This is a genomic window from Bacillus sp. EE-W1 (assembly GCF_009760835.1).
Lineage (GTDB): Bacteria > Bacillota > Bacilli > Bacillales > Bacillaceae_G > Bacillus_A > Bacillus_A wiedmannii.
Window position 1 is genome coordinate 1 of sequence record NZ_WIPE01000079.1, and the last position, 26,312, is coordinate 26,312.

27 protein-coding genes and 2 other annotated features are annotated in these 26,312 nt (G+C 36.0%); of the genes, 5 read left to right on the forward strand and 22 right to left on the reverse strand.

Annotated elements, in window-relative coordinates:
• The first annotated feature begins 81 nt into the window (after positions 1-81).
• From GFJ36_RS23510 to GFJ36_RS23520, 3 genes are all read left to right on the forward strand, one after another.
• Positions 82-795: a CPBP family intramembrane glutamic endopeptidase gene (locus GFJ36_RS23510; protein WP_157349748.1), complete on the forward strand. Its 714-nt coding sequence runs from the start codon at positions 82-84 to the stop codon at positions 793-795.
• 142 nt (positions 796-937) lie between these two features.
• The gene (locus tag GFJ36_RS23515; RefSeq protein ID WP_088064544.1) at positions 938-1,309 is read left to right on the forward strand and encodes a DNA-binding protein; all 372 of its coding nucleotides are present in this window, start codon (positions 938-940) and stop codon (positions 1,307-1,309) included.
• A 38-nt stretch (positions 1,310-1,347) separates the two neighbouring features.
• A complete protein-coding gene (locus tag GFJ36_RS23520) occupies positions 1,348-1,704 on the forward strand; it encodes an ammonia permease (protein WP_088609283.1) in 357 nt (118 codons plus the stop codon).
• A gap of 21 nt (positions 1,705-1,725) precedes the next feature.
• Here the strand turns inward: GFJ36_RS23520 and GFJ36_RS23525 are convergent, their stop codons facing one another.
• Positions 1,726-3,525 carry a DHA2 family efflux MFS transporter permease subunit gene (locus GFJ36_RS23525; RefSeq protein ID WP_087985376.1) on the reverse strand — a complete coding sequence of 600 codons (1,800 nt, stop codon included), beginning with the start codon at positions 3,523-3,525 and terminating at the stop codon, positions 1,726-1,728.
• A gap of 12 nt (positions 3,526-3,537) precedes the next feature.
• Positions 3,538-4,191 carry an HlyD family secretion protein gene (locus GFJ36_RS23530; protein ID WP_001071411.1) on the reverse strand — a complete coding sequence of 218 codons (654 nt, stop codon included), beginning with the start codon at positions 4,189-4,191 and terminating at the stop codon, positions 3,538-3,540.
• Between the two features lie 297 nt (positions 4,192-4,488).
• Between GFJ36_RS23530 and GFJ36_RS23535 the strand changes: the two genes are divergently transcribed.
• Entirely contained in the window at positions 4,489-5,106 is a 618-nt protein-coding gene (locus GFJ36_RS23535; protein ID WP_048544339.1) for a TetR/AcrR family transcriptional regulator, read from the forward strand.
• A gap of 40 nt (positions 5,107-5,146) precedes the next feature.
• Here the strand turns inward: GFJ36_RS23535 and GFJ36_RS23540 are convergent, their stop codons facing one another.
• The 19 genes from GFJ36_RS23540 to GFJ36_RS23635 all read right to left on the reverse strand — a co-directional run bounded on the left by GFJ36_RS23540 (position 5,147) and on the right by GFJ36_RS23635 (position 25,364).
• The gene (locus GFJ36_RS23540) at positions 5,147-6,232 is read right to left on the reverse strand and encodes a M42 family metallopeptidase (RefSeq protein WP_048544341.1); all 1,086 of its coding nucleotides are present in this window, start codon (positions 6,230-6,232) and stop codon (positions 5,147-5,149) included.
• A gap of 69 nt (positions 6,233-6,301) precedes the next feature.
• Positions 6,302-6,793, reverse strand: coding sequence for a dUTP diphosphatase (locus tag GFJ36_RS23545; protein WP_000365057.1), 492 nt, complete (start codon positions 6,791-6,793; stop codon positions 6,302-6,304).
• Between the two features lie 470 nt (positions 6,794-7,263).
• Complete coding sequence (rplT, locus tag GFJ36_RS23550; protein WP_001138364.1) at positions 7,264-7,620, reverse strand: 50S ribosomal protein L20; 357 nt, start codon at positions 7,618-7,620, stop codon at positions 7,264-7,266.
• Positions 7,621-7,657: 37 nt separating this feature from the next.
• Positions 7,658-7,858 (reverse strand): 50S ribosomal protein L35, encoded by a 201-nt coding sequence (gene rpmI, locus GFJ36_RS23555; protein ID WP_001125946.1) that lies wholly within the window; start codon positions 7,856-7,858, stop codon positions 7,658-7,660.
• A gap of 21 nt (positions 7,859-7,879) precedes the next feature.
• On the reverse strand, positions 7,880-8,383 hold the full coding sequence (gene infC / locus GFJ36_RS23560) for a translation initiation factor IF-3 (RefSeq protein ID WP_000973214.1): 504 nt from the start codon (positions 8,381-8,383) through the stop codon (positions 7,880-7,882).
• A 62-nt stretch (positions 8,384-8,445) separates the two neighbouring features.
• Positions 8,446-8,566, reverse strand: a sequence feature (ribosomal protein L20 leader region).
• 210 nt (positions 8,567-8,776) lie between these two features.
• Positions 8,777-10,714 carry a threonine--tRNA ligase gene (gene thrS, locus GFJ36_RS23565; protein WP_000786074.1) on the reverse strand — a complete coding sequence of 646 codons (1,938 nt, stop codon included), beginning with the start codon at positions 10,712-10,714 and terminating at the stop codon, positions 8,777-8,779.
• Between the two features lie 46 nt (positions 10,715-10,760).
• Positions 10,761-10,990, reverse strand: a binding site (T-box leader).
• Positions 10,991-11,021: 31 nt separating this feature from the next.
• Entirely contained in the window at positions 11,022-11,903 is an 882-nt protein-coding gene (gene ytxC, locus GFJ36_RS23570; RefSeq protein ID WP_088064546.1) for a putative sporulation protein YtxC, read from the reverse strand.
• 278 nt (positions 11,904-12,181) lie between these two features.
• Entirely contained in the window at positions 12,182-13,120 is a 939-nt protein-coding gene (gene dnaI, locus GFJ36_RS23575; RefSeq protein WP_157349749.1) for a primosomal protein DnaI, read from the reverse strand.
• A gap of 33 nt (positions 13,121-13,153) precedes the next feature.
• Complete coding sequence (locus GFJ36_RS23580; protein ID WP_087985378.1) at positions 13,154-14,560, reverse strand: replication initiation and membrane attachment family protein; 1,407 nt, start codon at positions 14,558-14,560, stop codon at positions 13,154-13,156.
• Positions 14,561-14,711: 151 nt separating this feature from the next.
• Positions 14,712-15,173 carry a transcriptional regulator NrdR gene (gene nrdR, locus GFJ36_RS23585; protein WP_001203687.1) on the reverse strand — a complete coding sequence of 154 codons (462 nt, stop codon included), beginning with the start codon at positions 15,171-15,173 and terminating at the stop codon, positions 14,712-14,714.
• A 285-nt stretch (positions 15,174-15,458) separates the two neighbouring features.
• Positions 15,459-15,842, reverse strand: coding sequence for an adenosylmethionine decarboxylase (gene speD, locus GFJ36_RS23590; RefSeq protein ID WP_002003660.1), 384 nt, complete (start codon positions 15,840-15,842; stop codon positions 15,459-15,461).
• Positions 15,843-16,229: 387 nt separating this feature from the next.
• Entirely contained in the window at positions 16,230-17,258 is a 1,029-nt protein-coding gene (locus tag GFJ36_RS23600) for a glyceraldehyde-3-phosphate dehydrogenase (RefSeq protein WP_000198978.1), read from the reverse strand.
• Positions 17,259-17,367: 109 nt separating this feature from the next.
• Complete coding sequence (gene coaE / locus GFJ36_RS23605; protein WP_097889207.1) at positions 17,368-17,970, reverse strand: dephospho-CoA kinase; 603 nt, start codon at positions 17,968-17,970, stop codon at positions 17,368-17,370.
• Positions 17,971-18,023: 53 nt separating this feature from the next.
• Positions 18,024-18,656, reverse strand: a complete 633-nt coding sequence (gene ytaF / locus GFJ36_RS23610; protein ID WP_000281739.1) for a sporulation membrane protein YtaF — start codon at positions 18,654-18,656, stop codon at positions 18,024-18,026.
• Between the two features lie 72 nt (positions 18,657-18,728).
• Entirely contained in the window at positions 18,729-19,559 is an 831-nt protein-coding gene (gene mutM / locus GFJ36_RS23615; RefSeq protein WP_087985380.1) for a DNA-formamidopyrimidine glycosylase, read from the reverse strand.
• Between the two features lie 12 nt (positions 19,560-19,571).
• On the reverse strand, positions 19,572-22,205 hold the full coding sequence (polA, locus tag GFJ36_RS23620; RefSeq protein WP_048544346.1) for a DNA polymerase I: 2,634 nt from the start codon (positions 22,203-22,205) through the stop codon (positions 19,572-19,574).
• A 284-nt stretch (positions 22,206-22,489) separates the two neighbouring features.
• Complete coding sequence (gene phoR, locus GFJ36_RS23625; protein ID WP_088064549.1) at positions 22,490-24,253, reverse strand: sensory box histidine kinase PhoR; 1,764 nt, start codon at positions 24,251-24,253, stop codon at positions 22,490-22,492.
• The gene (gene phoP / locus GFJ36_RS23630) at positions 24,246-24,965 is read right to left on the reverse strand and encodes a two-component system response regulator PhoP (protein ID WP_001065223.1); all 720 of its coding nucleotides are present in this window, start codon (positions 24,963-24,965) and stop codon (positions 24,246-24,248) included. The genes phoR and phoP overlap by 8 nt, the downstream gene beginning before the upstream one ends.
• Positions 24,966-25,118: 153 nt before the next feature.
• Positions 25,119-25,364, reverse strand: coding sequence for a hypothetical protein (locus tag GFJ36_RS23635; RefSeq protein ID WP_000871398.1), 246 nt, complete (start codon positions 25,362-25,364; stop codon positions 25,119-25,121).
• An 89-nt stretch (positions 25,365-25,453) separates the two neighbouring features.
• Between GFJ36_RS23635 and GFJ36_RS30005 the strand changes: the two genes are divergently transcribed.
• Positions 25,454-25,585 (forward strand): hypothetical protein, encoded by a 132-nt coding sequence (locus GFJ36_RS30005; RefSeq protein WP_002122970.1) that lies wholly within the window; start codon positions 25,454-25,456, stop codon positions 25,583-25,585.
• Positions 25,586-25,642: 57 nt separating this feature from the next.
• On the opposite strand, the gene GFJ36_RS23640 is transcribed toward GFJ36_RS30005, so the two are convergent.
• Complete coding sequence (locus GFJ36_RS23640) at positions 25,643-26,116, reverse strand: MaoC family dehydratase (RefSeq protein WP_000914190.1); 474 nt, start codon at positions 26,114-26,116, stop codon at positions 25,643-25,645.
• Positions 26,117-26,312 lie beyond the last annotated feature (196 nt).

Sequence of the window (26,312 nt, forward strand, 5' to 3'; positions counted from 1 at the left end):
TATATGTAATATTTAAATATTACATATAAAAACAAAATACTTTATAATTAAATATACAAATATAAAGAGGTGATTTTACAAATGCAACCCGCTACACAACTTTCTAATGAACAGAAATACTCTATGTCATGGGGACAATTTATTAGCTCCGTTTTATTCGCTTTTTTCGGAACCGGACTTATTACTGTGTTCCTCGCAATGCCCTTAACAATTTATACAGCCGGTCTTACAGATAAAAAACAAATTGCCCTGTATGAATCTATTGCAAATACTGCAAGTATCGTATTACAACTAGCCGTGTTGTTATTCTTCATTTTTAAATTCGAACCCGCAAAAAAATTACTACTAAAATCTTTTAACTTTAAAGCACTTAAAGAATGGCGTACATACGTATACTTACTTCATTTCTTCGCTACAAATATTTTACTCAATTACATCTTGTTAAATTATATGTTCCAAGACGCAACAAAGCAGCAATCTTCCGCACTTAACTTAGACGTTTTCAAGCAGTATCAAATATTATTACTTCTCGGCTTCGCAATACTTACACCAATTTTTGAAGAGCTGATTTTCCGTGGTTTTATACTCCGCTTCTTCTCAGAACGCTTTCCATTTTGGATTGCAGCTATCGTAACAAGTTTCTTCTTCGGTATCGCTCATACATACTCACTTGGCGTAATGGTAATTACTTTCTTCATGGGATTATTAATGGCTATTTTATGTAAAAAAACAAAATCCATTATTCCAGCTATGTTATTTCATATTATGAATAATATGTTGGCATTCTTGAGTTAGAAAGAGGTATCATCGCGATACCTTTTTTATTAATTCGTATCATTACTTCTCATTTCTATCAATTTATACATATTTATTAATAATATCCAAAATAAACCTCATGTAGTAAAATATAACTGATTACTATAGAAGGAGACTATATATGTTGAGCTTACTTTGGGTTGTTTATATGCCACTTCTTGTTTTATGCGGATTGTTCGGTGGTATTTTTTTAATTGTTACTAGCATGAAACATCGTAAATTATTTGTTGGTTTAATGGGGCTACTTAGCTTCTCCTTTGTCACACTACCTTTTGTTTTTTGGGGCATGGGAGTGGATAGCAATGCAATCCTCCCTATTTCAACAACTTTATATTGGATACTGTTTTCTTTAACTGGATTATTAGCAGGGATAAGTGGAGTCCAAACCAAAATTAAAAGTATACGTAATATGGGATTCATTATTTTCATCGCTGGTATATTAGGGGTTATCTTCTGGTTACTCATGACTGTAGGTGATTCATACTATATATAATATTTTTTAGAACCCCATAAATCGGAGGTAATACAAAAGTGTTCGGAATATTAACTTGGATGATTTTCGCTCTTACTTTGATGTTATGCGACTTCATCGTTGGCATTTTTTTAATTATTGCTGGTATTAAATGTCGTAAATCACTTACTATTATGGCTGGTTTCATTAGCATATCGCTTATTGTTGTTCCTATCATTTGTATAGGTTATGGAATAGATTTAGAGGGGATTGTTCCAATTTCGGGAACTTTATATTGGTGTTTCTTCTCTTTGGCTGGACTATTAGCTATTATAAGCGGAAGACAAATATCCAGTATTCGTGCTATGGGAATGGTTTTATTTATAACAGGACTGTGCTCCGTAACTGGTTATCATTTTTTATATTTAACTCTTTAAACAGACAAAAAAGCAGGGAAATTAATTCCCTGCTTTTCTATTTGGTTTATTGCCTGATGGTAAGAAGAACGATAATACCCAAGCAATCCCTGCGAGTATCGTCGCAATTAAGAAGGCATCGTTAATACCGTTAATTGCAGATAACTTCGAAATTTGTCCAAATAATAGTTGCGTGCTCATCGCATCTCCTGCTTGCGCTGATCCAGCGATCGCTGCTAAACTTTGCCCCATGCCGTGTACTTTATCAACTAAGATTGGGTTTGACGTTGTTAACATGTTGCCGTAATCTGCTACGTGAGCAGTCGTTTGCTGCGTCATAAGTGTGATTAAAATCGCTGTTCCAATTGAACCAGCTACTTGTCTTGACGTATTTTGCGTTGCTGTACCGTGAGAAATTAATTTCATCGGCAGTGCGTTCATACCTGCTGTCATAATTGGCATCATAATGAATGACATACCAATCGAACGTATAATATAATCCGTCATAATAACGCTATACGGTGTATCCATCGATAACGTTGTGAATTCATATGTCGCAAACGTTGTAATGGCTAAACCGACAATTGCTAACGGACGAATACCATACTTATCAAATAGTTTACCTGCAATAGGTCCCATGATCCCCATAATTAATGATCCTGGAAGTAGTAATAAACCTGATTCTATCGGTGTGAAACCGCGAATGTTTTGCAGATATACCGGAAGTAATAACATACCTCCGAATAATGCCATCGTAACAATTGCATTAATTACTAAAGTAAAAGTAAATACTGGGTATTTAAACACTTGTAAATCAAGCATTTTGTTGTCCGTTGTTAGCTCTCTCCAAATAAATACCGCAATACCTACTACACCAATGATAAGTGAAATAACAACCTCTGCACTAGTCCAACTATTATTTCCTGCTTCACTAAATCCGTACAATAAGCTACCTAGTCCAATACTTGAACTAACAACACCGAATACATCTAACTTCGTTTTAGATACCGGCTGAGCTAGTGTAAAGAATTTTAAAGATAGGAATGTAATAATTAAACCGATAATAAACATCGCATAGAACATTAAGTTCCAGCTATAGTTTTCAATCACCCAGCCCGTTACAGTTGGTCCGATAGCTGGTGCTAAAATCATCGCTACACCTAGTAATCCCATCGCTGCTCCGCGCTTATGAGGCGGGAATAATGTCATGAAAATATTCATACCAACCGGCATTAAAATACCTGCACCCACCGCCTGAATAACGCGGCCCGTCATCATCATTGTAAAGTTTCCTGAAATAGCACAAATGATAGATCCTACCGTGAAGAATAACATTGCCGCTACGAATAATTTACGATACGTAAATCGTGAAACTAAAAAGGCACTAATCGGTACTAAAATACCATTTACAAGCATGAAACCTGTAATTAACCATTGTGCTGTTGAAGTTGATACGTTAAATTCGTTCATTAACGGAGGCAATGCAACGTTAATAATTGTTTGGTTTAAAATAGAAACGAACATGCCGAGAATTAATACAGCTACAACTGCTTTGACGTTCACATTTTCTACAGGCGTAGACATTTGTTTTTTCGGCGCTTCTTTTTCTTGTTTTACTTCTTCTTGCTTTCCTGTTTCTAACTCAACTACATTAGAAATTTCTGCTTCTTGCTTTCGTTCAATTTCTTTCTCTTCTGTTTCTACCTTACTTACTTCTATTTTATTTACGGCTGGGACTTGTTCTTCTCCCACGTTCGTTTTTTTCTTTCGTAAAAGACGATTTACAAGGAAGAAGACGATTATACAAAATAGTGCATATCCTGCAATTGCAATTGAGGACATCTCATCTCCCCCTTACTTATGAATACGAACTGACACATTCATTCCAGGAACAATATTTACTGATTTACTATGATCTAAAGAAATTTTAACTGGTACTACTTGTGTTACTTTCGTATAGTTCGCTGTTGCGTTGCTTGATGGTAACATAGAGAATGTATTCGCTGTTGTTAATCCAACTTGCTCTACTTTTCCTGATAAAGTTGTATCTGGGTATGCATCTACATACACATCTACATCTTGACCTTTTTGTACATCGTCAACATCTGTTTCTTCAATGTTTGCTGTTACCCATAAATTGTTCATATCAAATGCATAAGCAATTGGGCTACCTGCTCCAACGAAAGCATTTGTTGTTGCATTTGATTGCACAATTGTTGCATTTTGTGGAATTGTTACATCTACTGTTTGTTCTCCATTTGCTGCCGCTACAGTAACAGCACCTAATTTATCATTTTCATTGTAATTCTTTCCTACTTCAGCTTTCCAGTCAGTTAATTTACCTGCTACTGGTGATGCAATCGGAATTACCTTTCCATCAATTTTTGCATTTTCTGTTTTTAAATAATTTTCCGCTTGATTGTAATAGTAATAACCGCCAATACCGCCGCCAACTAGTACAATTAATGTGATAATGTTGATAATCACCATTCTTCGAAACTGATTCATTGCATTCCTCTCCTTATATCGCATATAATTTTTTTCTAAACTATTTACGTCCTTATTGTTTAGAGTGTTTAATTGTTAATTATATTAACTTTTAAACAAAAAAATCACACCATCTGCGGTGTAAATTGAAATTTATCTACCTGCGAGCGGTGCTGATTTCTGAAGGACTATCGTTTATAATTATAAATAATTATTTTGAATCTACAACCGACAATTTAAGTATGAAATGTCGCTTAAACAACAATATAATACCTATATGTTGTTTAAGTATAGAAAATTAAACGAGGGGAAGTAAAAATGTCTATTAAAAATACAAATGATCCACGTGTAAAGCGGACGAGACAACTCATACAGGATGCTTTTGTCGCTTTAGTAGGCGAAAAAGGATTTGATGATGTAACTGTTCAACATATTGCAGAACGTGCTCCTGTAAATCGCGCTACGTTTTATAGCCATTACCATGATAAATATGACCTATTAGACAAAAGCATTGAAGAAATGTTAGAGAAATTAACAGAAGTTATTAAGCCGAAAAATAGAAATAAAGAAGATTTTCAACTTACATTTGATTCACCACATCCGACATTTTTGGCTTTGTTCGAACATATTGCAGAAAATGTGAACTTCTATAACGTTATGCTTGGTGATAAAGCCGCTGGAAACTACTCTTATAAAATGATGAAAACAATACAAACACATTTAACATTAAGCCTGTCTATTTCACAGCCAGATGATAAAGATCTTATGGTTCCTCGTGATATTTTAATTAGTTATGTGACAGGAGCTCATATCGGGATGATTATGTCATGGTTAAAAAGAGGGATGATTTATACCCCGCATTTTATGGCTATGCAATTAACTCGTTTAATCATTTTAGGTGCTCATACTGCTGCAGGATTAGAACGACCTTTTTAAAACATAAAAAAGCGAAGGAAAATCTCCTTCGCTTTTTCTATTAATTAAATGTAATGTTATGTACAGCCTCTTTATCAAGACGTTTAATAACTTCTACAATTAACTTCACTGCATTTTCATAGTCATCACGGTGTAACATTGCCGCATGAGAATGAATGTAGCGCGTTGCAATCGTAATTGCCATAGACGGAATACCATTTGCAGAAATGTGAATTGCGCCTGCATCCGTTCCACCGCCCGCTACTGAATCATATTGATACGGGATTTGTAATTCGTCAGCAACATCAACTACAAAGTCACGTAAACCTGTATGTCCAATAACAGAAGCATCATATAAAATGATCTGTGGTCCATCACCCATTTTACTTTGCGCTTCTTTTGCCGTTACACCTGGTGTGTCACCAGCGATACCAACATCTACTGCGAATGCAATATCTGGTTTAATATAGTTCGCAGATGTTTTCGCACCACGAAGACCAACTTCTTCTTGTACAGTCCCTACGCCGTATACAACGTTTGGATGCTTTTCATCTTTTAATTGTTTTAATACGTCAATTGCAATTGCACAACCAATTCGGTTATCCCATGCTTTTGCAAGTAACATTTTTTCATTTTTCATCACTTGGAATTCAAAGTAAGGTACAACTTGATCGCCAGGTCGTACGCCCCACTCCATTGCCTCTTCTTGGCTAGAAGCACCAATATCGATGAACATGTCTTTAATTTCAACTGGCTTTTTACGCGCTTCTGGAGGTAAGATGTGTGGTGGTTTTGAACCAATTACACCTGTTACATCTCCTTTACGCGTTACAATTGTCACGCGCTGCGCAAGCATAACTTGTGACCACCAGCCACCAACTGTTTGGAAACGAAGGAAACCTTTGTCATCAATTTGCGTAATCATAAAGCCAACTTCATCTAAATGACCTGCAACCATAATTTTCGGGCCGTTTTCTTCCCCTATTTTTTTCGCAACTAAACTTCCTAAATTATCAGTAGAAAGTTCGTCCGCAAACGGCTCAATATATTTCTTCATTACTTCGCGTGGTTCACGCTCGTTACCCGCAATACCACGTGCATCTGTTAATTCTTTTAGCATTGTCAATGTCGCGTCTAATTTTGTCATTGCCAACACCCTCCTTTTTCTTCAGTCACTTCATTATACAAAAGGAAATTGAAATATTCAAAAATTAAATCAGTATCCTTGTGTTTGACGCTGATGATTTACTTCATTTTTATCTAAATATGCCTTTTCAATTTCTTCTTGCTCAAACTCTAGCGCTTGTCCAAGTCGAAGGTAGCTTGTAAATAATTCAATATAGTTCGTAATAGATGGTTGATCTGTAAAACGAATTACTTTCGCATATGTGTCTAAGAAAATTTCTACTTGTGTTTTATTCGTTTGTGCACATTTATAGAATAGGAAGTTTTTATCAATACCTAAATCAATTCCGATTGATAAAATAAAATGCAAGCCATCTACGTATTCTTCTAATATTACTTCACGTTCTGATGCTGGTTTGTTGCTCCAATATTTAAAACAACGTGTTTCATTTGCAAGTTCTCCAATTTCTACAAGAAGAGCTAACATTTTTTCTTTTAACAACTTTTTCGGTTGTAAATCATGCTCTTTCACAATACGGTCATCTAATTCTTTTTGTAATTTAAATAGTTGTAGTAAGTCCATTCTATTGTCCTCCTCCAACATCGCATTTTACGCAACAATGTTGTTTCATCTCAAAGTTCATTATTATTTTTCGTTTCTTATTAATAAGTCAGCCATTTATCTCTTTACAAAATAGCTTGTCCTTAATTTACAAATACGTTTCAATCATCACTATTAGATTGTTCACTCCGATTGGTGATAGTTAATCATTATCCGGGGATTGTCCACTGATAAAAAATTTATTTTATCTGATGAAAGTTGCATATCATCTTTCCATTATAGCAGTGTCGTTTCAGGTAGGAAAGATACTCTTCTTTCCAAAGGGGGATAATTGAAAAAAGCCAGGAGAATTCTCCTGGCTTCATATATATATTCTTCTATATCGCTATAGCTTTTATATTGATTTTGTCATATCGATAACGACATACTTCTCTTTGCATACAAATAAAAAAACCTTAGAAGAAAAATCTTCTAAGGTTTCAACTAATTAATTAGTTAATGTTGTTTTTTGCAACTGTTGCTAATTCAGCGAAAGCTTTTTCGTCATGAACAGCTAAGTCAGCAAGCATCTTGCGGTTAACTTCGATGCCAGCATTTTTAAGACCGTGCATTAAACGGCTGTAAGAAAGACCATTCATACGAGCTGCTGCGTTGATACGTGTAATCCATAATTTACGGAAGTCACGTTTCTTTTGACGACGGTCACGGAATGCATACATTAGAGATTTCATAACCTGTTGGTTAGCAACCTTGAATAATGTACTCTTAGAACCGTAGTAACCTTTTGCTAATTTTATAACTTTTTTACGACGTTGACGAGTAACTGTACCACCTTTTACTCTTGGCATAATATTACCTCCTAATTGTTCTATATATCAGCCGAACTTATTTTAAGTTGTCAAGCATTTGACGAATGCGTTTGAAGTCACCAGCGCTTACTACACCAGCTTTACGTAGTTTACGTTTAGCTTTTGTAGATTTGTTAGCGAATAAATGGCTTGTGTAAGCGTGAGAACGTTTCAGTTTACCTGATCCAGTCTTTTTGAAACGCTTTGCAGAGCCGCGATGAGTTTTTTGTTTAGGCATAGGTATTTCCTCCTCTATCTATTACTTATCGTTTTTCGGTGCTAAAACTAAGAACATACTACGTCCTTCCATTTTAGGCTTAGATTCAATTGTACTAACTTCAGCACAAGCTTCTGAGAAGCGATCTAAAACACGTTGACCGATTTCTTTATGAGTAATGGCACGTCCTTTAAAGCGAATTGACGCTTTAACCTTGTCGCCTTTCTCTAAAAACTTGATAGCATTACGAAGTTTTGTGTTAAAGTCGTGTTCATCAATTGTTGGACTTAAACGAACTTCTTTCATGCTAATTACTTTTTGATTTTTGCGCTGTTCTTTTTCTTTCTTCTGTTGCTCAAAGCGGAATTTACCGTAGTCCATAATGCGGCATACTGGCGGTTTCGCATTTGGAGCAACTAATACTAAATCAAGATTAAGATTTGCAGCTAAGTCTAAAGCGTCATTACGAGACTTGATTCCAAGTTGATCGCCATTTGCACCAACTAAACGTACTTCACGTGCACGAATTTGCTCGTTAATCATCATATCCTTGCTAATAGTAAGCCACCTCCAAGGTTTTTTCAGAACATCTTTTGTAGTCATAGAACCCGACAAAAAAAGTGCGGGCATACGACACCCACACTTGTAAATTCTTAAGTAAGAAATACATTTACCTGTAAACTGCGAATGCGTCCATCAGGTGAGAAGCGGGTGCTTCTACTTGTTCCACAAAACAATATTCTATTATCCTTGATGAGTTTATCATAGGACATGACGTCTGTCAAGAAGACGCTATGTGTTTTACTAACAACAAGAAATATTGTAACAAACAACTAACATACTTGCAATACTTTTTTATGATAAGTATAGTTTGGTTATTTTTTCTAGTTTTTCTTTTTTATAATACATACGAAAGCCGCGGTATACCGCGGCTCTGTCTTATCGTTTTCCTTCTACTTTAATCATATCAACAAAAGCATCTAATGCAATTGTTTCTGATTTTTGTTCACCATATTTACGTACGTTTACGCCGTTTTCAGTTACTTCATTGTCACCTACTACAAGCATGTACGGAATTTTTTGCATTTGTGCTTCACGGATTTTGTAACCAATTTTCTCTTCACGAGTATCTAATTCAACACGGATACCAGCACGACGTAATTCATCTTGTACTTTCTTCGCATAATCTAAATGTACTTGCGGAGAAACTGGAATTACTTGCGCTTGAACTGGAGCTAACCAAGTTGGGAATGCACCTTTGTATTCTTCAATTAAGAAGGCTACGAAACGTTCCATAGTTGATACAACACCACGGTGAATTACAACTGGACGATGTTGTTTACCGTCTTCACCAACGTAAGATAATTCAAAGCGTTCTGGAAGTAAGAAGTCTAATTGTACAGTTGAAAGTGTTTCGTCTTTTCCAAGAGCAGTACGAACTTGAACGTCAAGTTTTGGACCGTAGAATGCCGCTTCACCTTCAGCTTCATAGTAATCAAGACCCATTTCATCCATAGCTTCTTTTAACATACCTTGTGCTTTTTCCCACATCTCATCATCAGCATAGTACTTTTTAGTATCAGCTGGGTCACGATAAGATAGACGGAATGAATAGTTCTCTAAACCAAAATCTTTGTACACTTCTAGAGTTAAGTTTACAACACGTTTTAACTCTTCTTTAATTTGATCTGGGCGAACGAAAATGTGCGCATCGTTTAAAGTCATTCCGCGTACACGTTGTAATCCAGATAATGCTCCAGACATTTCATAGCGGTGCATTGTTCCAAGTTCGGCAATACGGATTGGTAATTCACGGTAGCTGTGAATATCATTTTTATAAACCATCATGTGGTGAGGGCAGTTCATCGGACGAAGAACTAACTCTTCATTATCCATTTCCATTGATGGGAACATACCATCACGGTAGTGATTCCAGTGACCAGAAGTTTCATAAAGCTCTCTGCTTCCTAGTACTGGAGTGTATACGTGATCATAGCCTAAGCTTGCTTCTTTATCAACGATGTAACGCTCGATAATGCGGCGGATAGTTGCACCTTTTGGTAACCAAAGTGGTAAACCTTGTCCTACTTTTTGGCTATTAGTAAATAGTTTTAATTCTTTACCTAATTTACGGTGATCGCGCTCTTTCGCTTCTTCAAGCATACGTAAGTGCTCATCTAATTCTGCTTTCTTAACGAATGCAGTACCGTAAATACGTTGTAGCATTTTATTATTGCTATCGCCGCGCCAGTAAGCACCTGCAACGCTTAATAATTTAAATACTTTAATTTTCCCTGTAGATGGAAGGTGAACACCACGGCAAAGGTCGAAGAATTCGCCTTGCTCGTAGATTGAAATAACTGCATCTTCTGGAAGATCGTTAATTAAATCTAATTTTAACTCATCGCCGATTTCTTCAAAGCGACGAAGTGCTTCTGCACGTGGCACTTCATGACGAACGATTTCTAAGTTCTCGTTCACAATTTTTTGCATTTCTTTTTCGATTTTCTTGAAGTCTTCAACTGTAATTGCTTCTTCCATATCAATATCGTAGTAGAAGCCATTTTCAATCACTGGACCAATGCCGAGCTCAAGCTTAGCATCTTTATATAAACGTTTTAACGCTTGTGCTAATAGGTGGGCTGTTGAATGGCGTAAAATGTATAAGCCATCTTCAGAATCTAATGTAATAATAGAAACTGCACCATCTTCTTCGATTGGTGTAACAAGATCGATCATCTCATCGTTTAATTTTCCAGCCACAGCTTTTTTCTTTAAGCCTGGGCTAATAGAAGCTGCGATTTCTTCAGTTGTTACGCCTTTTGGAAACTCCTTCACAGCTCCATCAGGGAAAGTAATTTTAACTACATCTGCCATCACTGGTCACTCCTCTTTTTTCAAAATAAAAAACACTCATCCCGTAAAAAGGGACGAGTGTTGAATTCGTGGTTCCACCCTTGTTCCAATTAACATTATTGTTAATTGCTCAAGTTCAACATAACGGTGTTGTCCGTTAGCAATTACTAGAAAAAACCGTTCACTGCTAAAGTTTAGAGGTGGTAAGTAATAATCCCGTACTAGGAAGCTCACACCCTAAGGCTTCCCTCTCTGAAAATCGTAGAAAACTACTCATGTCCTCATCATGACATTTCAATATATTTCATTTATGTAGGTAATTATATGCTCAAAAACTTAGAAAATCAAGGGCGTTACCTTTATTTTTTAAATTTTTCACATTGCGCTCAAACTCATGTAATCCATGTAATTGGACCCGTTCTTGAAATACATTTCGCAAAGTAATAATCATATTATGGTCTTGTTCTTTCGTATATAAATAAATTTTTTTCGGCGAAATAGAAAGAAGTGGTGCAATTACTTTCGTATCAATATATACATCCTTTTGCTTTAATAATTCCTCGTCTATATATTGGACCAATTTCTCCTGTTTTAAACGTCTACCTTTATCATCATAGAAAATAAAACTTTCATCAAAAATAAGATGCACACAGGACAAACGTGATTTTCGGCTGCGCACTTGTTGCCTTAGCGTCTCAATAAACATTTGATATTCTTGTTCCAACTTATACTCATCAATCGACAATTCAGCAAGCTTAGCTACCATTTCCCTATATGTACGAAGGCGAAAACGAACATATGATGAAAACGAGAACGAAAGCGGATCACAAAGCCAGTTATTTAAAGAAGATTTAATATATGATTCAAATGTGTGACGTGTTAATTCACGAGCAATCCCTTTTCTTCTTCCCTTTAAAATCTCTTGTGCCATATGCAATATTTGATGACACTCTTCCTCTTCTTCATAAAAAAACTTCTCTTTTAAGATTGTATAAATCCACTTATTTTGCTTTACATTCACAATGAAACATACCATTACCGGCAATAAAATCTTTTCAATATAATTCGATTCACATACTGGTATGTGAATCACCACTTTTTGTTCCTGTAAATACACACTCGTTTCCTTATATAACAGTTCCGCTCTTTTCAATAGTTGTCTATATACATGCATAGCATCATTTTTTTCTTCGAAGCAAATTTCAATCACTTTTGTCCCCCCTTTTATCCCTGCTCTAAAGGATTGTATCTATACGTTACAAATCCTATAAGAGTCCGTCCCGCGTGAAGTTCACTCTTAGTAGAATTACATTTCCTATCGTTAGAAAATCCACTCAATATGGCTTGCTAATTTTATATATATTAAGGGAGGGAGAAAAAAATGATACAAGCTACAATGAATTTTCTATAAGAAGTTTTTCGTTTTGCAATTCACCTATTCTGAAAAGTGTTCAAAACGAAAAAAGAGCAAGCTTTTCAGCTTACTCTTTACTTATGACGTCGGTTTTTCCCGCCAATCGGAATTGGCTTCGCTAAATATTTAATTCGTTCCATAATACGCGCTGCTTTCATTTGTTCTGCTTCACCACGCTGTGTATACGTTAAATGATGTTCCAATTCCTTGAAATCAAAGTTAGACGTAAAGAACGTCGGTAAGTTTTCTAACATACGGAATTGCAAAATGGCACCAAGCACATCGTCACGCACAAAACTTGACATCGCTTCTGCTCCGATATCATCTAGCATTAAAACTTGTACGCGTTTCACCGCATCAATCTTTTCCCCAATCGAATTATCTTGAATCGAACTTTTAATTTCACGTAAAAATTCAGGGAAGTATACGAGCATCGAACTTATTTTCTTTTGAGCAAGTTCATTCGCCATTGCTCCTAACAAATACGTTTTCCCTACACCAAATTTACCGTACAAATATAAACCTTGTATTTTTTTACCAGGTTCATATGTACTTAAAAATTCATTAGCTGCACCAATTGCATCAATACGCGCATCTAAATCTGAAGGATCTAAGTTTTCCATCGTTGCCTGTAAAATGTCAGTTGGCATATATACACTTTGAACGAGTTTTTCATATTTCTTTCTCTCGTCATATGCTACTTTTCTAACGCAACGATCGTATTGAATATCAATCATCTTCCCTTGGATAACGAGCTTTGGCTCATATCCTTGCAGCATGTTTTTACACGAACCTAGATCCGGACAATCCGCACAACCTACACTTTGTCCAATATATTCGTATAACTTCACAAGGCTGCGCTCAATCATAGAAGTTGTTACTTCACCTTGATGTTCGTCTATAAATTCTTTCACACGCGGATGCGCCATTACTTCCGCCTTTAATACTTCATATCTATTTTTAAAATTTTTATTTTCCATTAACTTTGCAAATGAATTTTGAATATGCTCCATTTTCTCACCTCAAAGAGCGTTCATTCTCTTCTATTAATCACGCTTATATTTTTTTAACACTTCTTCTAGTCGTTTTCGTTCATCATCTAACGTACTTGCATCTTTTTTCTTACTTACATCTTTCTTCACTGTTTCTTTCTCTTGTTCTTTCGGCTCTTCTTTCAGCCAATCTGGTACCATTTCTTTTCTTATCGTTTTCTTCGACGTACGGCCTTTTTTCTTCGTCTCAGCCCATTCTTGATATTGACGGTTTTCTTCTTTCGCTAACGCCATTGCTTCAGCTACTGTACCGACCTTTTTACGTGCCCAATGCCCAGCAATTTTCTCCACATACGTTTTCGCAAGCTTCATATCTGAGCGTAGCATAACGTAATAAATAAGTACATTCACAACACCTGGCGTTAATTTTTGATTGATCATTACATCTTCAACGATCTGCAAGTCAGCCTTTGTCGCCTCTGCACCACCAGAGATTTCTTTTAATAGTTGTTTTGGTGAGATTTCCTCTAACTGTTTTATTAACATCTCTTCTTGTGTAGAAGGCTCTTTTCCTTCCATCATACGTGCAGCGTGAGGTTGTACTCTTTCACTTAATACAGGTAACGCTTGACCGTTTTCGAACTGATACCAATCACGTGCTCCTTTTCTAAGCCTTTCGGTATCAATTGTCTGCATCTCTGTCACCGTACCAAGAACGATATTTTGCATCGATAACACATCTACATCGTACACGTAAGCAAGTGTAATGACACATTCTCGCACTTGATCTGTAATCGCCTTTTTAGGGACAAGAGCGGACAAGCCATCTACAAATAAGGAGAAATCAAAGAAATCATTCCAAACTTTTGGAGCGTCTCCCTTCTCGTTACTTGGCATAGCTGTCGTTTTTGGAATACGAAGATCTTCTTGCGCATGCTCAAGCTGTCCTGGATTAAACGAACCAAACACATCATTGAAAGAACGCGTAACATTTTCATAAGAAGCAAAATCAAATTCTTCTTCTAAGAAATATTGCTTTACTTGATTATATTTTGTCCGACTCAATCGATTGTATAAAAAGATGCTTAACACAATATCATCAAAAAACTGCTTCGGAGATAAAGGTGGTTGCAATTCATATATAAACATTCGAATATCTTTTTCTTTCTTAATATATACCTTCAAAAGCCCAATTGCTTCTAACTTTACTCGTTCCTCATATATTTCGGGAAGCTGCATCTGCATGGTCACCATAAGGGAATGATGTGTATTCTCTTTTCCAAACACACGATCTTGCTCTAACTCTCCCCATAGCGTCATGTACAAACTAAAAGCTCTACTACCTATTAACGGCTGATACAACATCGTTAACACTTTTCGGTCGTAATTATGCAATAACCCTTTCGCACTTACTTTATAACGATCAATTGGCAATAGCTCCATCCATGACTGTTTTTCCATTCTTGCTTTTCCTTTCTCTCATCCAATCTATCCTCTACTTCATTCGTTCTATCTTCATTATATAATTGCTTAGCGAAAAAGAGCTATTAGCTTTCGCTTCTAGCTCTCTTATCTCATTACTACGGTATGTAAAGAGAATAAAATACAACTTCTACTCTCTTTCTTTTTGCAGTATATCTTTTAATTCTTCAATAAATACATTTAAATCTTTAAATTGGCGATATACAGAAGCAAAACGCACGTAAGCAACATCATCAATATCACGCAGTTCTTCCATAACAATTTCACCAATCATATCACTTTTCACTTCTGATATACCTAAATTACGAAGTTCACGTTCCACACTTTGAGTTACTTCTTCTAATTGTCTTAAAGATACTGGTCTTTTTTCACACGCTTTAATTAAGCCGCGCAAAATCTTTTCTTTATTAAATTCTTCTCGTGTGCCTTCTTTTTTTACAACGATAAGAGGTGACTCTTCTACTCTTTCAAATGTCGTAAAGCGACTTAAACAACTTTCACACTCTCTCCTTCTTCGAATAGAGCGCCCCTCGTCTACCGGACGCGAATCTAACACTCTTGTACCATTATGCGAACAGGATGGACAACGCAATATATTCACTCCTTTACACTATACTCTTTATTTTTTCTCTACTTACTTCATCTGACAATATATATACAATATTATATAACTCATTCTAACTCTCTTACCACTTTAAGTTTAAGCACATTATTTTATCATCTCGTTTTCAAAAATAAGATGGTAGATGGGGTGCTAACTTATTCGTAAGAGCTCAATTTATCTCACTAACGAGTACGTTATATTTTTCCTTTTTTATAAACTAAAAAAGAGGTGCATTATACACCTCTTTACATTTTAAATCAATTATGTTCTTTTTTAAAGAGCTTTTGTTTCTCTCTGCTTAATTTCGAAGCTACCAGTGCCTCGAGGAAGCTCGATGCTCTCACGCGTTTTCGCGTTTAAACCTTCTGCAATATATTCTGCAGCAACATTTGGATCAATACGATCCCCACAAGTATAAACATCAATACTTGCGTAACCGTGCTCCGGAAAGCTATGAATTGTTAAATGTGATTCCGAGATAATTACTACTCCACTTACACCTTGTGGTGCAAATTTATGGAAAGCAACCTCACGCACTTCAGCACCAGCTCTCAGTGCTGCATCCACAAATAATTGTTCAATATACGGCATGTCATTAAGCTTGTCGAAATCGCAATCCCAAAGTTCAGCGATTACGTGACGACCCATCGTATCCATAGTATCCATTCTACAGTTCCCCCTTGTAAATTTATTCTAACTGTTCGAATTGAAAACTAATTTGCAATTTGGCTTGCTCCACTACCACGGGGGAAAGTTAGTCCAGAGAGGTCCTAACCCTTTAAGTAGTGACTACGTACCTCAGCTCTTAAGTTTACGAGTGTTAGTATACTTTGTTTATTTTCATTTTGCAACAACAGTTTTTTCGATTTTCTGTCATATTTTCCTCTTTACTTTTCCCTAAAAAAAATAAATGATTCACAAATACAGTAATCACAACGTTTCGTGGTATGTCCACTTTCAAAAATATACTCCTATAATTTTTTTCCTTTTCAGAAAAAAATAAAAAAAGAGGGCAAATATTCACTTGCCCTCTCCCTTATTCACTTAAATATGTTGCACATTTTTTTGTTTCGCTAATTCGTCAACAACTAACGTTACAAGATCTACAACACGACGAGAGTAGCCCCACTCGTTATCATACCAAGCAAGTACTTTCACTTTACGATCACCCATTACCATTGTAGATAAACCATCAATAATAGCTGAGTGTGTATTTGTATTAAAGTCAATAGATACTAAAGGCTCTTCGCTGAATTCTACAATGCCTTTTAACGCACCGTTTGCAACAGTTTTGAATGCTTCATTAATAGCTTCAACTGTCACATCACGTTTTACATCTACTACTAAGTCAACAAGAGACACGTTTGGCGTTGGTACACGAAGTGCCATACCATGAAGTTTTCCGTTTAAGTGCGGAAGAACTTTTGCAAGCGCTTTCGCGGCACCTGTCGTTGTCGGAATGATTGATTGTCCGCAAGCACGTGCTCTTCTTAAATCTTTATGTGGGTTATCAATATTTTTTTGGTCATTTGTATAAGCGTGAACAGTTGTCATTAAACCGTTTTCAATTCCAAACTGCTCATCTAACACCTTAACAACAGGCGCTAAACAGTTTGTTGTGCAAGATGCATTTGAAATAACAGTATGTTTTGTAATATCTAATTGGTCTTCGTTCACACCAACTACAATTGTTACATCTTCATTTTTACCAGGCGCTGTTAAAATAACTTTTTTCGCTCCAGCTTCAACATGAAGAATTGCTTTTTCTTTTGAATTAAATTTACCAGTTGCTTCAATTACAACTTCAACACCTAAATCTGTCCAAGGCAATTCCTTTGGATCGCGGTTGTTTAAAAGGCGAATCATTTTCCCATCAACTAACAAGTGATCTTCAAATGCTTCTACTGTTCCGTCAAACTTGCCGTGAACTGTATCATATTTAATTAAATGTGCTAACGTTTCAGATGGATAGCTTGCATTGATTGCTACAATTTCGAATGCGCTTTCTTTTATTGCCTGACGAAATACCATTCTCCCAATACGTCCAAATCCATTAATTGCCACACGAGTCATAATATGTTATCCCCCTTGAATGCGTTATACTATTTATCTCCAATCCCAATAATAGTATAACACAAAAAGGGGATATGTCACTAAGCATTTTCATTAATTTCACAATTTTTTAGTCAATAATGTTCCAATTCTTTAAAATCACCTGTAATTGTGTTTTCGTTCCCATAATTGTGCCATCATTATTTATCACTTCATCTGCATTCTTCACTTTTTCTTCTAACGGCATTTGAGATTGAATACGAGCTGTTGCTTCTTCTTCTGAAAAATTATTTCGTTTCATTAAACGTTCTAATTGCGTATGTGGCTTAACCGCTACAACTAATACGCGGTCAACGAGACTTGTTAATTTGCTTTCAAATAAGAGAGGTATATCTAACACAACCGCTTGCATACCTTCCTTTATGTACTTTTCCTTTTGTGTATTCATTTCCTCACGAACTGCAGGATGAACGATTTTATTTAACTGCAATCGTTTTTCTTCATTATAGAAAACGACACTTCCTAATTTCGGGCGATCCAATTCTCCATCTTCTTGTAATACTTCCGTTCCAAACACTTCTACAATTTTGCTATATGCTGGTTTTCCTCGCTCTACAACTTCTCTTGCAATAATATCTGCATCAATAACTGGTATACTCAGTTCACGAAACATTTGAGACACTGTACTTTTTCCGCTTGCAATGCCTCCCGTTAATCCAATTACTACTGTCATCATAATCCTCCTCACAATATAAAAGGCGCGAAACTAATGTTCCACGCCCATACTTACATTTTCCAAATTCCAATAATAATGAGTAATACCCCAGGCAGGAATGTAAATTTTTGTAACCACTTCATGTTTGATAAAACCGTTCCAAGTTTCATTCCAATAAATAAAAACAAAGAACTCATAACCGCAACTAATATCGCCATCATAGCGGGCGCATACCCTAATAAAGATGCACCAATTCCAGCACCGAACGAATCTATAGAAAGAGCGATACCAAGAAGCAATGCTTCTCCTGCGGAAATGGTGCCTGATTTATCAAAATCTGCAACAGTCGGTTTCCGTAAAATTTGAATCACTAGCCCGAGCGAAGCAATTTCTAATTTCCAAACCTTCTCCTCTTGCTTTGGTTCTTCTTTTTTCTCACTTCGAAAAAATTGATATAATACCCAAATTCCTATTCCAATAAGAACAAGCCCACCGATACGCGTTGCGATAACAGGTGAAAATATTTTCGCGATCATATGTCCAATTCCCATTGAAACAAGCATAACAGCCGCTGAACACATTCCGATAATTATAATTGATCTTAGTGGAATTCTTACGCTTCTTAAACCATATGTTAGCCCTACACTACAGCTATCTAAGCTTAATGTAAAAGCTAATAAAATAAGAGATAAATAAAGGTACATCGGTAAGCTCCTCCCTTATACATAGCCCTGCTGTATGTATATGACAAATGCCTATCCAATGTTATCTCTTTTCTATATTCTCGGCTGACAAATCGGGCAGTAATGCGTTCCTCTTCCGCCAACAACTGTTTTTTCTAATATCGTACCGCAAGTCACACATGGTTCTCCTTTTTTTCCGTATACATTTAGAAGTTCTTGGAATGAGCCAATTTGCCCTTGCGAATTCATATACGTTCGAATTGTACTTCCGCCTCGCTTCACTGCTTCACCTAACGTTGTAACAGTCGCCTCGTAAATTCGTTCAATTTCTTCTGCTGTTAAAGACGAAGCTTCTCGTTCCGGATGAATTTGAGAACGGAATAAAACCTCATCTACATATATATTTCCAAGCCCTACTAAAAGACGCTGGTCTAATAATACGACTTTTATTTTACGATTGGTCTTTTGCAATCTTTCTTGTAAATACTGCGGTGTCAATTCAGCATCAAACGGCTCCGGACCTAAGTCAGCAAGAGGCATTTGATTCAATTCTTCACCTTTCTTAAAGAGATGCATCGTACCAAACTTTCTCACATCTTTATAATGTAATTCAGTTCCATCTGTAAATAAGAAACGGACGTGTGTATGCTTATCAATTGGCTCATCCTCTTGATGCAGTAAAAACTTACCTTCCATACGTAAATGTGAAACAATAACATAATTCGTTACATATAAAAGCAAAAACTTTCCTCTTCGCTTTATATTTTCAATCTTCTCGCCTCTTAGCATTTCTTTAAAGATTTCTGCATCATCCGGACGTTTTACTATTTTTGGATAAGTAATAATGACATCTTCAATCGTTTTTCCTGTTACAAGATTTTCAAGCGTCCGCCTAACATTTTCAACCTCTGGTAATTCAGGCATTTCATCACTTCCTTATTTTGCGTCGTACCAAGTTGGACCGTAAGAATAATCAACTTTCAGCGGAACCGCGAGTTCAATCGCATGCTCCATTACTTCAGGTACAAGCTTCTCTAATTTTTCAATTTCTTCTTTTGGTGCTTCAAATATCAATTCATCGTGTACTTGCAGAAGTAGACGCGCCTGTAATCCTTCTTCTTCTAGACGGTCTGCCATAATAATCATCGCTTTTTTAATAATATCTGCTGCAGTCCCTTGAATTGGTGTATTCATAGCCGTACGCTCAGCAAAGCTACGTAAATTGAAATTACGACTCGTAATTTCCGGAATATAACGGCGGCGATTTAATAATGTAGCCACATACCCTTTTTGTTTCGCATCTTTTACGATGTCACTCATGTATTCTTGTACACCAGGGAAACTTTCTAAATACTTTTCAATAAATTCCGCTGCTGCTTTTCTTGTAATTCCTAAGTTTTGTGAAAGACCATAATCACTAATACCATATACAATCCCGAAATTGACAGCTTTCGCTTGTCGTCTCATATTCGAAGTTACTTCATCTTTTTCAACGCCAAATACATCCATCGCTGTTTTCGTATGAATATCCATGTCATGTTGGAACGCTTCAACTAGCCCTTTATCATTTGCAATATGAGCTAATACGCGAAGTTCAATTTGTGAATAATCTGCCGCATACATAATCCATCCTTCTTCTGATGGAACAAATGCCTGACGAATCTTTCTTCCTTCTTCTAATCGAATCGGGATATTTTGCAAGTTCGGATCCGTTGAACTTAATCGACCTGTTTGCGTTAATACTTGATTGAAACGAGTATGGATTTTAGATGAATCTTCATGTACAACTTTTAATAAACCTTCAATATAAGTTGAATTTAGTTTCCCTAATTGACGATAATGTAAAATGTTTGGAATGATTTCATGGCGATCCATAAGCTTTTCTAGTACATCTGCTGACGTAGAATAACCTGTTTTCGTCTTTTTAATAACTGGTAAGTTTAAGTTCTCAAACAGAATAACACCAAGCTGCTTCGGTGAATTAATATTAAATTCTGTTCCCGCAAGCTTATAAATTTCCTGTTCCATTTCCTTTAATCTACCTGCAAGTTCTTCTCCCATATTACGAAGACGCTCCGTATCAACTTTTACACCTTTTACTTCCATATCAGCTAATACACGCGCAAGTGGTAATTCTAACTCTGTAAACAGTTCATATTGCTCATTCTTTTGTAACTCTTCAACGAATGTTTGCTTTACATCATATAATACGTGCACTTTACGAGCTACATGCTCCGCTACTACTTCTAGCTCTGGAACAGCACGCTTCGCACCTTTTCCGTAAACTTCTTCATCAGATTTCACAGCATGTGTTTCTTTCATTTTTGCTACAGTACGGAAATCTTTATCCGTATCAGCCGGGTCAAGTAAATAAGCAGCGATTAGTAGATCAAAGTCAATCCCTTGCATATCTATCCCGTTCCATTTAAGTGCAACGATTGCGCGCTTCGCATCAAATGTATACTTTCTCATTTCTCCATCTGCAAGCCACTCTTTAAAAGCGTCTGACTTAAGAGCAATTTCTGTTTGAATAAAGTAACAGCCATTTTCATTTTGAATACCAAAACCTTGAATGTCCGCTTTATGATAGTTATCTTCTTGTACTTCAACAATAAGCGCACTATCTTGCACTAGCATTTCTTCTGTAACTTCTTCCACAATATCAAATGTAATATCATCTAATTCAGCTGGAGTCGTTTCTTCTGGCGTAACACCTAATTTATTTAAAAGTGATGTAAATCCTAAATTCTCGAACATTGGAATCACATCACTTGCTTCATACCCTTTATACTCCATATCATCCACATGCACTGTAATCGGCGCATCTGTAATAATAGTTGCAAGATCTTTACTCATAAGAGCTTGGTCTTTATTTGCTTCTAGCTTTTCTTTTAATTTCTTCCCGCTCACTTGATCTATATTTTCATACACTGCCTCGACCGTTTCAAACTGTGTTAACAATTTAATCGCAGTTTTTTCACCAACTCCTGGTACACCTGGAATATTATCTGACTGGTCTCCCATTAAACCTTTCATATCGATAATTTGCTTTGGTGATAAGCTGTATTTCTCAAATAAAGCTTCTTTCGTATATTCATCCACTTCTGTAATCCCTTTGCGTGGAATACATACGAGTGTATTATCTGAAACAAGTTGCAGTAAGTCTTTATCTCCTGAAATAACTTTTACATGAAACCCTTGTTCACTCGCTTCTTTCGCTAACGTCCCCATAATGTCATCCGCTTCATAATTTTCTAATTCATAACGCGGTACGTTGAATGCATCAAGCATCTCACGAATAAACGGGAATTGCTCTGATAATTCAGGTGGAGTCTTTTGACGTCCTCCTTTATACTCACTATACGTTTTATGACGGAATGTCGTTTTACCCGCATCAAACGCTACTAACATATGCGTTGGTTTTTCTTCCTCTAATATTCTCATTAACATCATTGTAAAACCGTAAATTGCGTTCGTATGTATACCTTTGTCGTTATTTAAAAGCGGTAGTGCAAAGAAAGCACGATACGCGATATTGTTACCATCTACTAATACGACCTTTTTTTCCAAACCAGAAACCTCCCCATACAAATTTGAAATGATTTTTTTCACAGAAAAAAAACCGTTCCTTTCCTCTCTCTATATTAACATGACTAATAGAGAGAAGAAAAATAACGGCTATTTTCTATCATATATATAAACGTTTACTAACATAAAAGGGAAGTGACGAGAACAGCATAACTATTCTCGTCCAAAATTACTCCTTGGATGAAGGGGTTTTCATGTATTATATTAACAGACCTTTATTAATATTTAATTAAGCCATTGTTAATATATTGTAAACATCCTTCATCCTATTTTTCAGTTGCTGATTTTGGTAAAACAACTGTAAATGTTGTCCCTTCCCCAACTTCACTATCCACTGTAATCGTACCGTGATGTGCCTCAACTAAATGCTTTACAATCGATAATCCGAGGCCTGTACCACCAGTATTTCTACTTCTCGCTTTATCCACTCGGTAAAAGCGTTCAAAAATACGCGGAATTTCATCTTTACTAATACCAATTCCCGTATCCGATACTTTTATATAAGCATTATATTTATCTTCTACTAATTCTACAGAAACAACGCCTCCAGCCGGCGTATATACGATTGCGTTATTCATTAAATTAATAAAGATTTGCTTCAAACGACTTGGATCTCCAATGACCGAGACTCCTTTTAGCGCATTTACTTGTAAAGAAATTTCTTTTTCTCCTGCTTTGTTATCAAGCACCATATGAATGTCTTCAAGAAGTCCCTTCATATCAACGGTCCCCATACTCAATTTAAATCCTTGTTGCTCAATCTTTGATAAATCTAATAAATCTTCAATTAACCCTTGCATGCGTTCACTTTCTTTTAAAATAATGTGCAAGAAATGTTCGCAGAATTTTTTATTATCCATAGCACCGTCCAAGAGCGTTTCTGAAAAACCTTTAATAGAAGTAATCGGTGTCTTTAGTTCATGAGAAACATTCGCTAAAAAGTCTTTTCTCATTTGTTCTAATTTCTTTAGCTCAGTAATGTCATGGAATACAAGGACAATCCCTTTCCATTCATGGTTCGTCCCGATAATCGGTGCTCCATATACTTCAAAATGCTTTCGCTCAATTCCAAGCGGCAATAACATTTGTTTACGCACTTTCACTTCTGTCATAAAGATTTCTTCCACGAGCTCTATAATTTCTGTATGATGAAACGACTCATAATATAAACGATCTAAATATTCTTCATCTGTTACGTGGAAAGTCTCCTTATAAGAACGGTTTACAAGGTTTATATAACCGCGGCTATCAATTAAAATCATTCCGCTTCCCATATTTTCAATTAACGTATGCAGACGATCTTGTTGCATTTCTTGCTCAAGTGTCATCTCTTGTAAATTACGGGCTAAAATATTAATTGCTTTACTCAGCATTCCTGTTTCATCCGAATGACTTTCATAAGCGCGTGCTTTATAATTTCCCTTCGCTAATTCGATAGCAACTTTCGTAACGGATTCAATTGGCCTAATATATTGCCCTGTAATTTTCATACCTAAAAATACGACTACGAGACAAGCGATAACAAATCCGATAATTAATAATCCCCACGTTTTTTGATGAACAGATTTCAAAGGCTCAATTGTACTTTTCACCAAAATGTACCCTTGTTTCCCTGCTACATCTTGAACGAATACCGCATGGTAAAATTCATTATTCTGATCTGTTTCTTTCGTAATGACTTTGTTTCTTTGTTTTGTTGTTTCAGAAGAAAGTTCTTTAATTATCCCTTCACTAAAAGCAGACTGTTCTCCTCCGCTATATTGAACTTTCTTTTTTTCATCTACAAATGCAATAGAAGCCTGTATTTTTTCTTCTAACTTTTCAAATACATATGGATTTTTTAAAACATCATCAAAACCCTGTTCTTCTGCTAATACCGCAACATACTCTGTCTCTTTTACCATTCTCTCTTTTGCATGATCTATATAGTAGTTTTCAAACACGGTTTCCAGTAATAAACCTAGTCCAACTAAAATAAAAACAATAAGAGAAACAAATGTAAAAAGAAGCCTGGAACGAAATTTATTCATCCCCTTTTGGCTCCTCTAATTTATATCCTAAACCACGTATCGTTTTAATGTACGTCGGTTTTTTCGTATTTTGTTCAATTTTATCGCGCAAATGGCTAATATGAACGTCAACAATTCGTGTATCACCAGCAAAATCATAGTTCCATACAGCACTTAATAATTGATCACGTGTCAACACGCGACTTTTATTTTTCGCAAGATAAACAAGTAGTTCAAATTCTTTTGGTGTTAATTCAAGCTTTCTTCCTTGGAAATAAGCCTCATAAAATTCCGGCAAAATTTTAAGTTCAGCAAGTGTGATGCTCTCTTCATCTGACGCTTCTTTCACTTGTTCTTCTTGTTGTAATTTCGTGCGGCGCAAAATTGCCTTCACACGCGCAACAACTTCCCTTGGGCTAAATGGCTTCGTCATATAATCATCTGCCCCAAGTTCAAGACCTAGCACCTTATCAAATTCATCATCTTTTGCTGTTAACATTAAAATCGGCGTCATAACGCGCTGCAATCGTAATTCTTTACACACTTCCATACCATCCATTTTTGGAAGCATTAAATCTAATATAATTAAATCTGGGCGTTCTGTTGTCGCTTTTTGAAGCGCCATTTCTCCATCCATCGCTGTTATCACTTCAAACCCAGCTTGTTGTAGATTAAATTCAATTAAAGTTAAGATAAATTCCTCATCATCAACTACTAAAATACGATTGTTCATTCTTTTCCTCCAAGTTATAGACTTGAAACCTTCTTCATCCTAGTATTTTCCCCGTTATTCTCATCATACTAGAAAACAAGGTCCCTCTCAATATAATTGTCTATTCATGGGCTCGTTTCTACTAATGCTTCGAAAATAAAAGCAATTAAAACTTCATTCTCTCTCCCTCTCCGCTATCCAAACTCGGTAGATAAACCTACCTTTTTCAAAGTATTTTTCCGTATGAACCACAAATCCCCTCTCCTGCGCTAGGAAAAACGAAAGAGCATACGCTATTTTATAGTCCGGTGTTTCATATCTATCAAATAGTCTTCCATACATTTCATTCGCGACCCCGTCTGCCCACACTTCAGCTTCTCTTATCGTTTCAAAGATAACATCTTCTTTTTTCCACTTCACCTTAAAAATCACCCCTTTTATTGACTTACATTATTAATCTTTATATTATTAATTTAAATATATAAATATTAAAAACACGGAGGTCTATTATGCGATTAGTTCTACCTATTCTATCTTTAGTAGTAACATGTATTCTTACTTTCAACGCCCCAAGCTGGGATACTATTAAAACAGGTTGTTCCGATTTCGCCGAAGGATTCACACAAGGATTCTTCAACTAAAAATAGCGCTAGCCCCCTTATAGAAAGGTATGCTAGCGCTATTCATATTTTCATGTTTTAAAAATTATCTAATGCTTTTTCCATAATAGAAACTGATTTAAAAGGCGGCGTTACTGTTAAAGAACCCTTTACAACCGTTTCTCCTTTTTCATCATGAGCAGATACAAGCATATCAATTGTATGTTCCTCCTCAGAAACAGCTACAACTTCAAAATGGATTTGTAACGTTTCATAATGATGAACATGCTTCACGAACGTAAGGTCCTTCCTAGTAATATGACTGCCTGGACCTGGTAAATATTTCGTAACTGCCGTTGTAATCATTCCCGTTAGCATAATGCTTGGTACAATCGGCTTTTCATACGGAGTTTGGGATGCGTAATCATGCTGAATATATAATGGATTGGCATCATTCGTTAACCCTAAGTACAATAACAAATCTTTATCCTCAATTTTTTCAGTGATAGATAATTTCTCTCCTACTGTAATTTCATCCATTCTACGACCAATTTGAACTTTTTTCTTTAACATGTTACAACCCCCTCCGATTTTTTCACCTTATTATCCTACTAATAGCGATACCTTATCCGAAATTTACTATGATGAGGGCAATGTATAGTATAAATCTATAGTTTCATTATAGGATACACAAAATGATAGCGTTTTCATATTATTTCAAAAAAACATTTGAATAAATAGTAGAAAAAGATTCGGGGCCCCGAATCTT

What these genes read in the sequence shown, in the direction of transcription:
- rpmI (WP_001125946.1), bottom strand. Translation starts at nt 7,858, where the DNA reads ATGCCTAAACAAAAAACTCATCGCGGCTCTGCAAAGCGTTTCAAAAAG.
- GFJ36_RS23510 (WP_157349748.1), top strand. Translation starts at nt 82, where the DNA reads ATGCAACCCGCTACACAACTTTCTAATGAACAGAAATACTCTATGTCA.
- ytaF (WP_000281739.1), bottom strand. Translation starts at nt 18,656, where the DNA reads ATGTACCTTTATTTATCTCTTATTTTATTAGCTTTTACATTAAGCTTA.
- GFJ36_RS23525 (WP_087985376.1), bottom strand. Translation starts at nt 3,525, where the DNA reads ATGTCCTCAATTGCAATTGCAGGATATGCACTATTTTGTATAATCGTC.
- GFJ36_RS23530 (WP_001071411.1), bottom strand. Translation starts at nt 4,191, where the DNA reads ATGAATCAGTTTCGAAGAATGGTGATTATCAACATTATCACATTAATT.
- GFJ36_RS23540 (WP_048544341.1), bottom strand. Translation starts at nt 6,232, where the DNA reads ATGACAAAATTAGACGCGACATTGACAATGCTAAAAGAATTAACAGAT.
- phoP (WP_001065223.1), bottom strand. Translation starts at nt 24,965, where the DNA reads ATGAACAATCGTATTTTAGTAGTTGATGATGAGGAATTTATCTTAACT.
- GFJ36_RS23535 (WP_048544339.1), top strand. Translation starts at nt 4,489, where the DNA reads ATGTCTATTAAAAATACAAATGATCCACGTGTAAAGCGGACGAGACAA.
- GFJ36_RS23640 (WP_000914190.1), bottom strand. Translation starts at nt 26,116, where the DNA reads ATGTTAAAGAAAAAAGTTCAAATTGGTCGTAGAATGGATGAAATTACA.
- rplT (WP_001138364.1), bottom strand. Translation starts at nt 7,620, where the DNA reads ATGCCAAGAGTAAAAGGTGGTACAGTTACTCGTCAACGTCGTAAAAAA.
- GFJ36_RS23580 (WP_087985378.1), bottom strand. Translation starts at nt 14,560, where the DNA reads ATGGAAAAACAGTCATGGATGGAGCTATTGCCAATTGATCGTTATAAA.
- phoR (WP_088064549.1), bottom strand. Translation starts at nt 24,253, where the DNA reads ATGAATAAATTTCGTTCCAGGCTTCTTTTTACATTTGTTTCTCTTATT.
- GFJ36_RS23545 (WP_000365057.1), bottom strand. Translation starts at nt 6,793, where the DNA reads ATGGACTTACTACAACTATTTAAATTACAAAAAGAATTAGATGACCGT.
- infC (WP_000973214.1), bottom strand. Translation starts at nt 8,383, where the DNA reads ATGATGATTAACGAGCAAATTCGTGCACGTGAAGTACGTTTAGTTGGT.
- mutM (WP_087985380.1), bottom strand. Translation starts at nt 19,559, where the DNA reads ATGCCTGAATTACCAGAGGTTGAAAATGTTAGGCGGACGCTTGAAAAT.
- coaE (WP_097889207.1), bottom strand. Translation starts at nt 17,970, where the DNA reads ATGACAGTAGTAATTGGATTAACGGGAGGCATTGCAAGCGGAAAAAGT.
- thrS (WP_000786074.1), bottom strand. Translation starts at nt 10,714, where the DNA reads ATGGCAGATGTAGTTAAAATTACTTTCCCTGATGGAGCTGTGAAGGAG.
- GFJ36_RS23515 (WP_088064544.1), top strand. Translation starts at nt 938, where the DNA reads ATGTTGAGCTTACTTTGGGTTGTTTATATGCCACTTCTTGTTTTATGC.
- dnaI (WP_157349749.1), bottom strand. Translation starts at nt 13,120, where the DNA reads ATGGAGCATATTCAAAATTCATTTGCAAAGTTAATGGAAAATAAAAAT.
- speD (WP_002003660.1), bottom strand. Translation starts at nt 15,842, where the DNA reads ATGGATACGATGGGTCGTCACGTAATCGCTGAACTTTGGGATTGCGAT.
- GFJ36_RS23600 (WP_000198978.1), bottom strand. Translation starts at nt 17,258, where the DNA reads ATGACTCGTGTGGCAATTAATGGATTTGGACGTATTGGGAGAATGGTA.
- GFJ36_RS30005 (WP_002122970.1), top strand. Translation starts at nt 25,454, where the DNA reads ATGCGATTAGTTCTACCTATTCTATCTTTAGTAGTAACATGTATTCTT.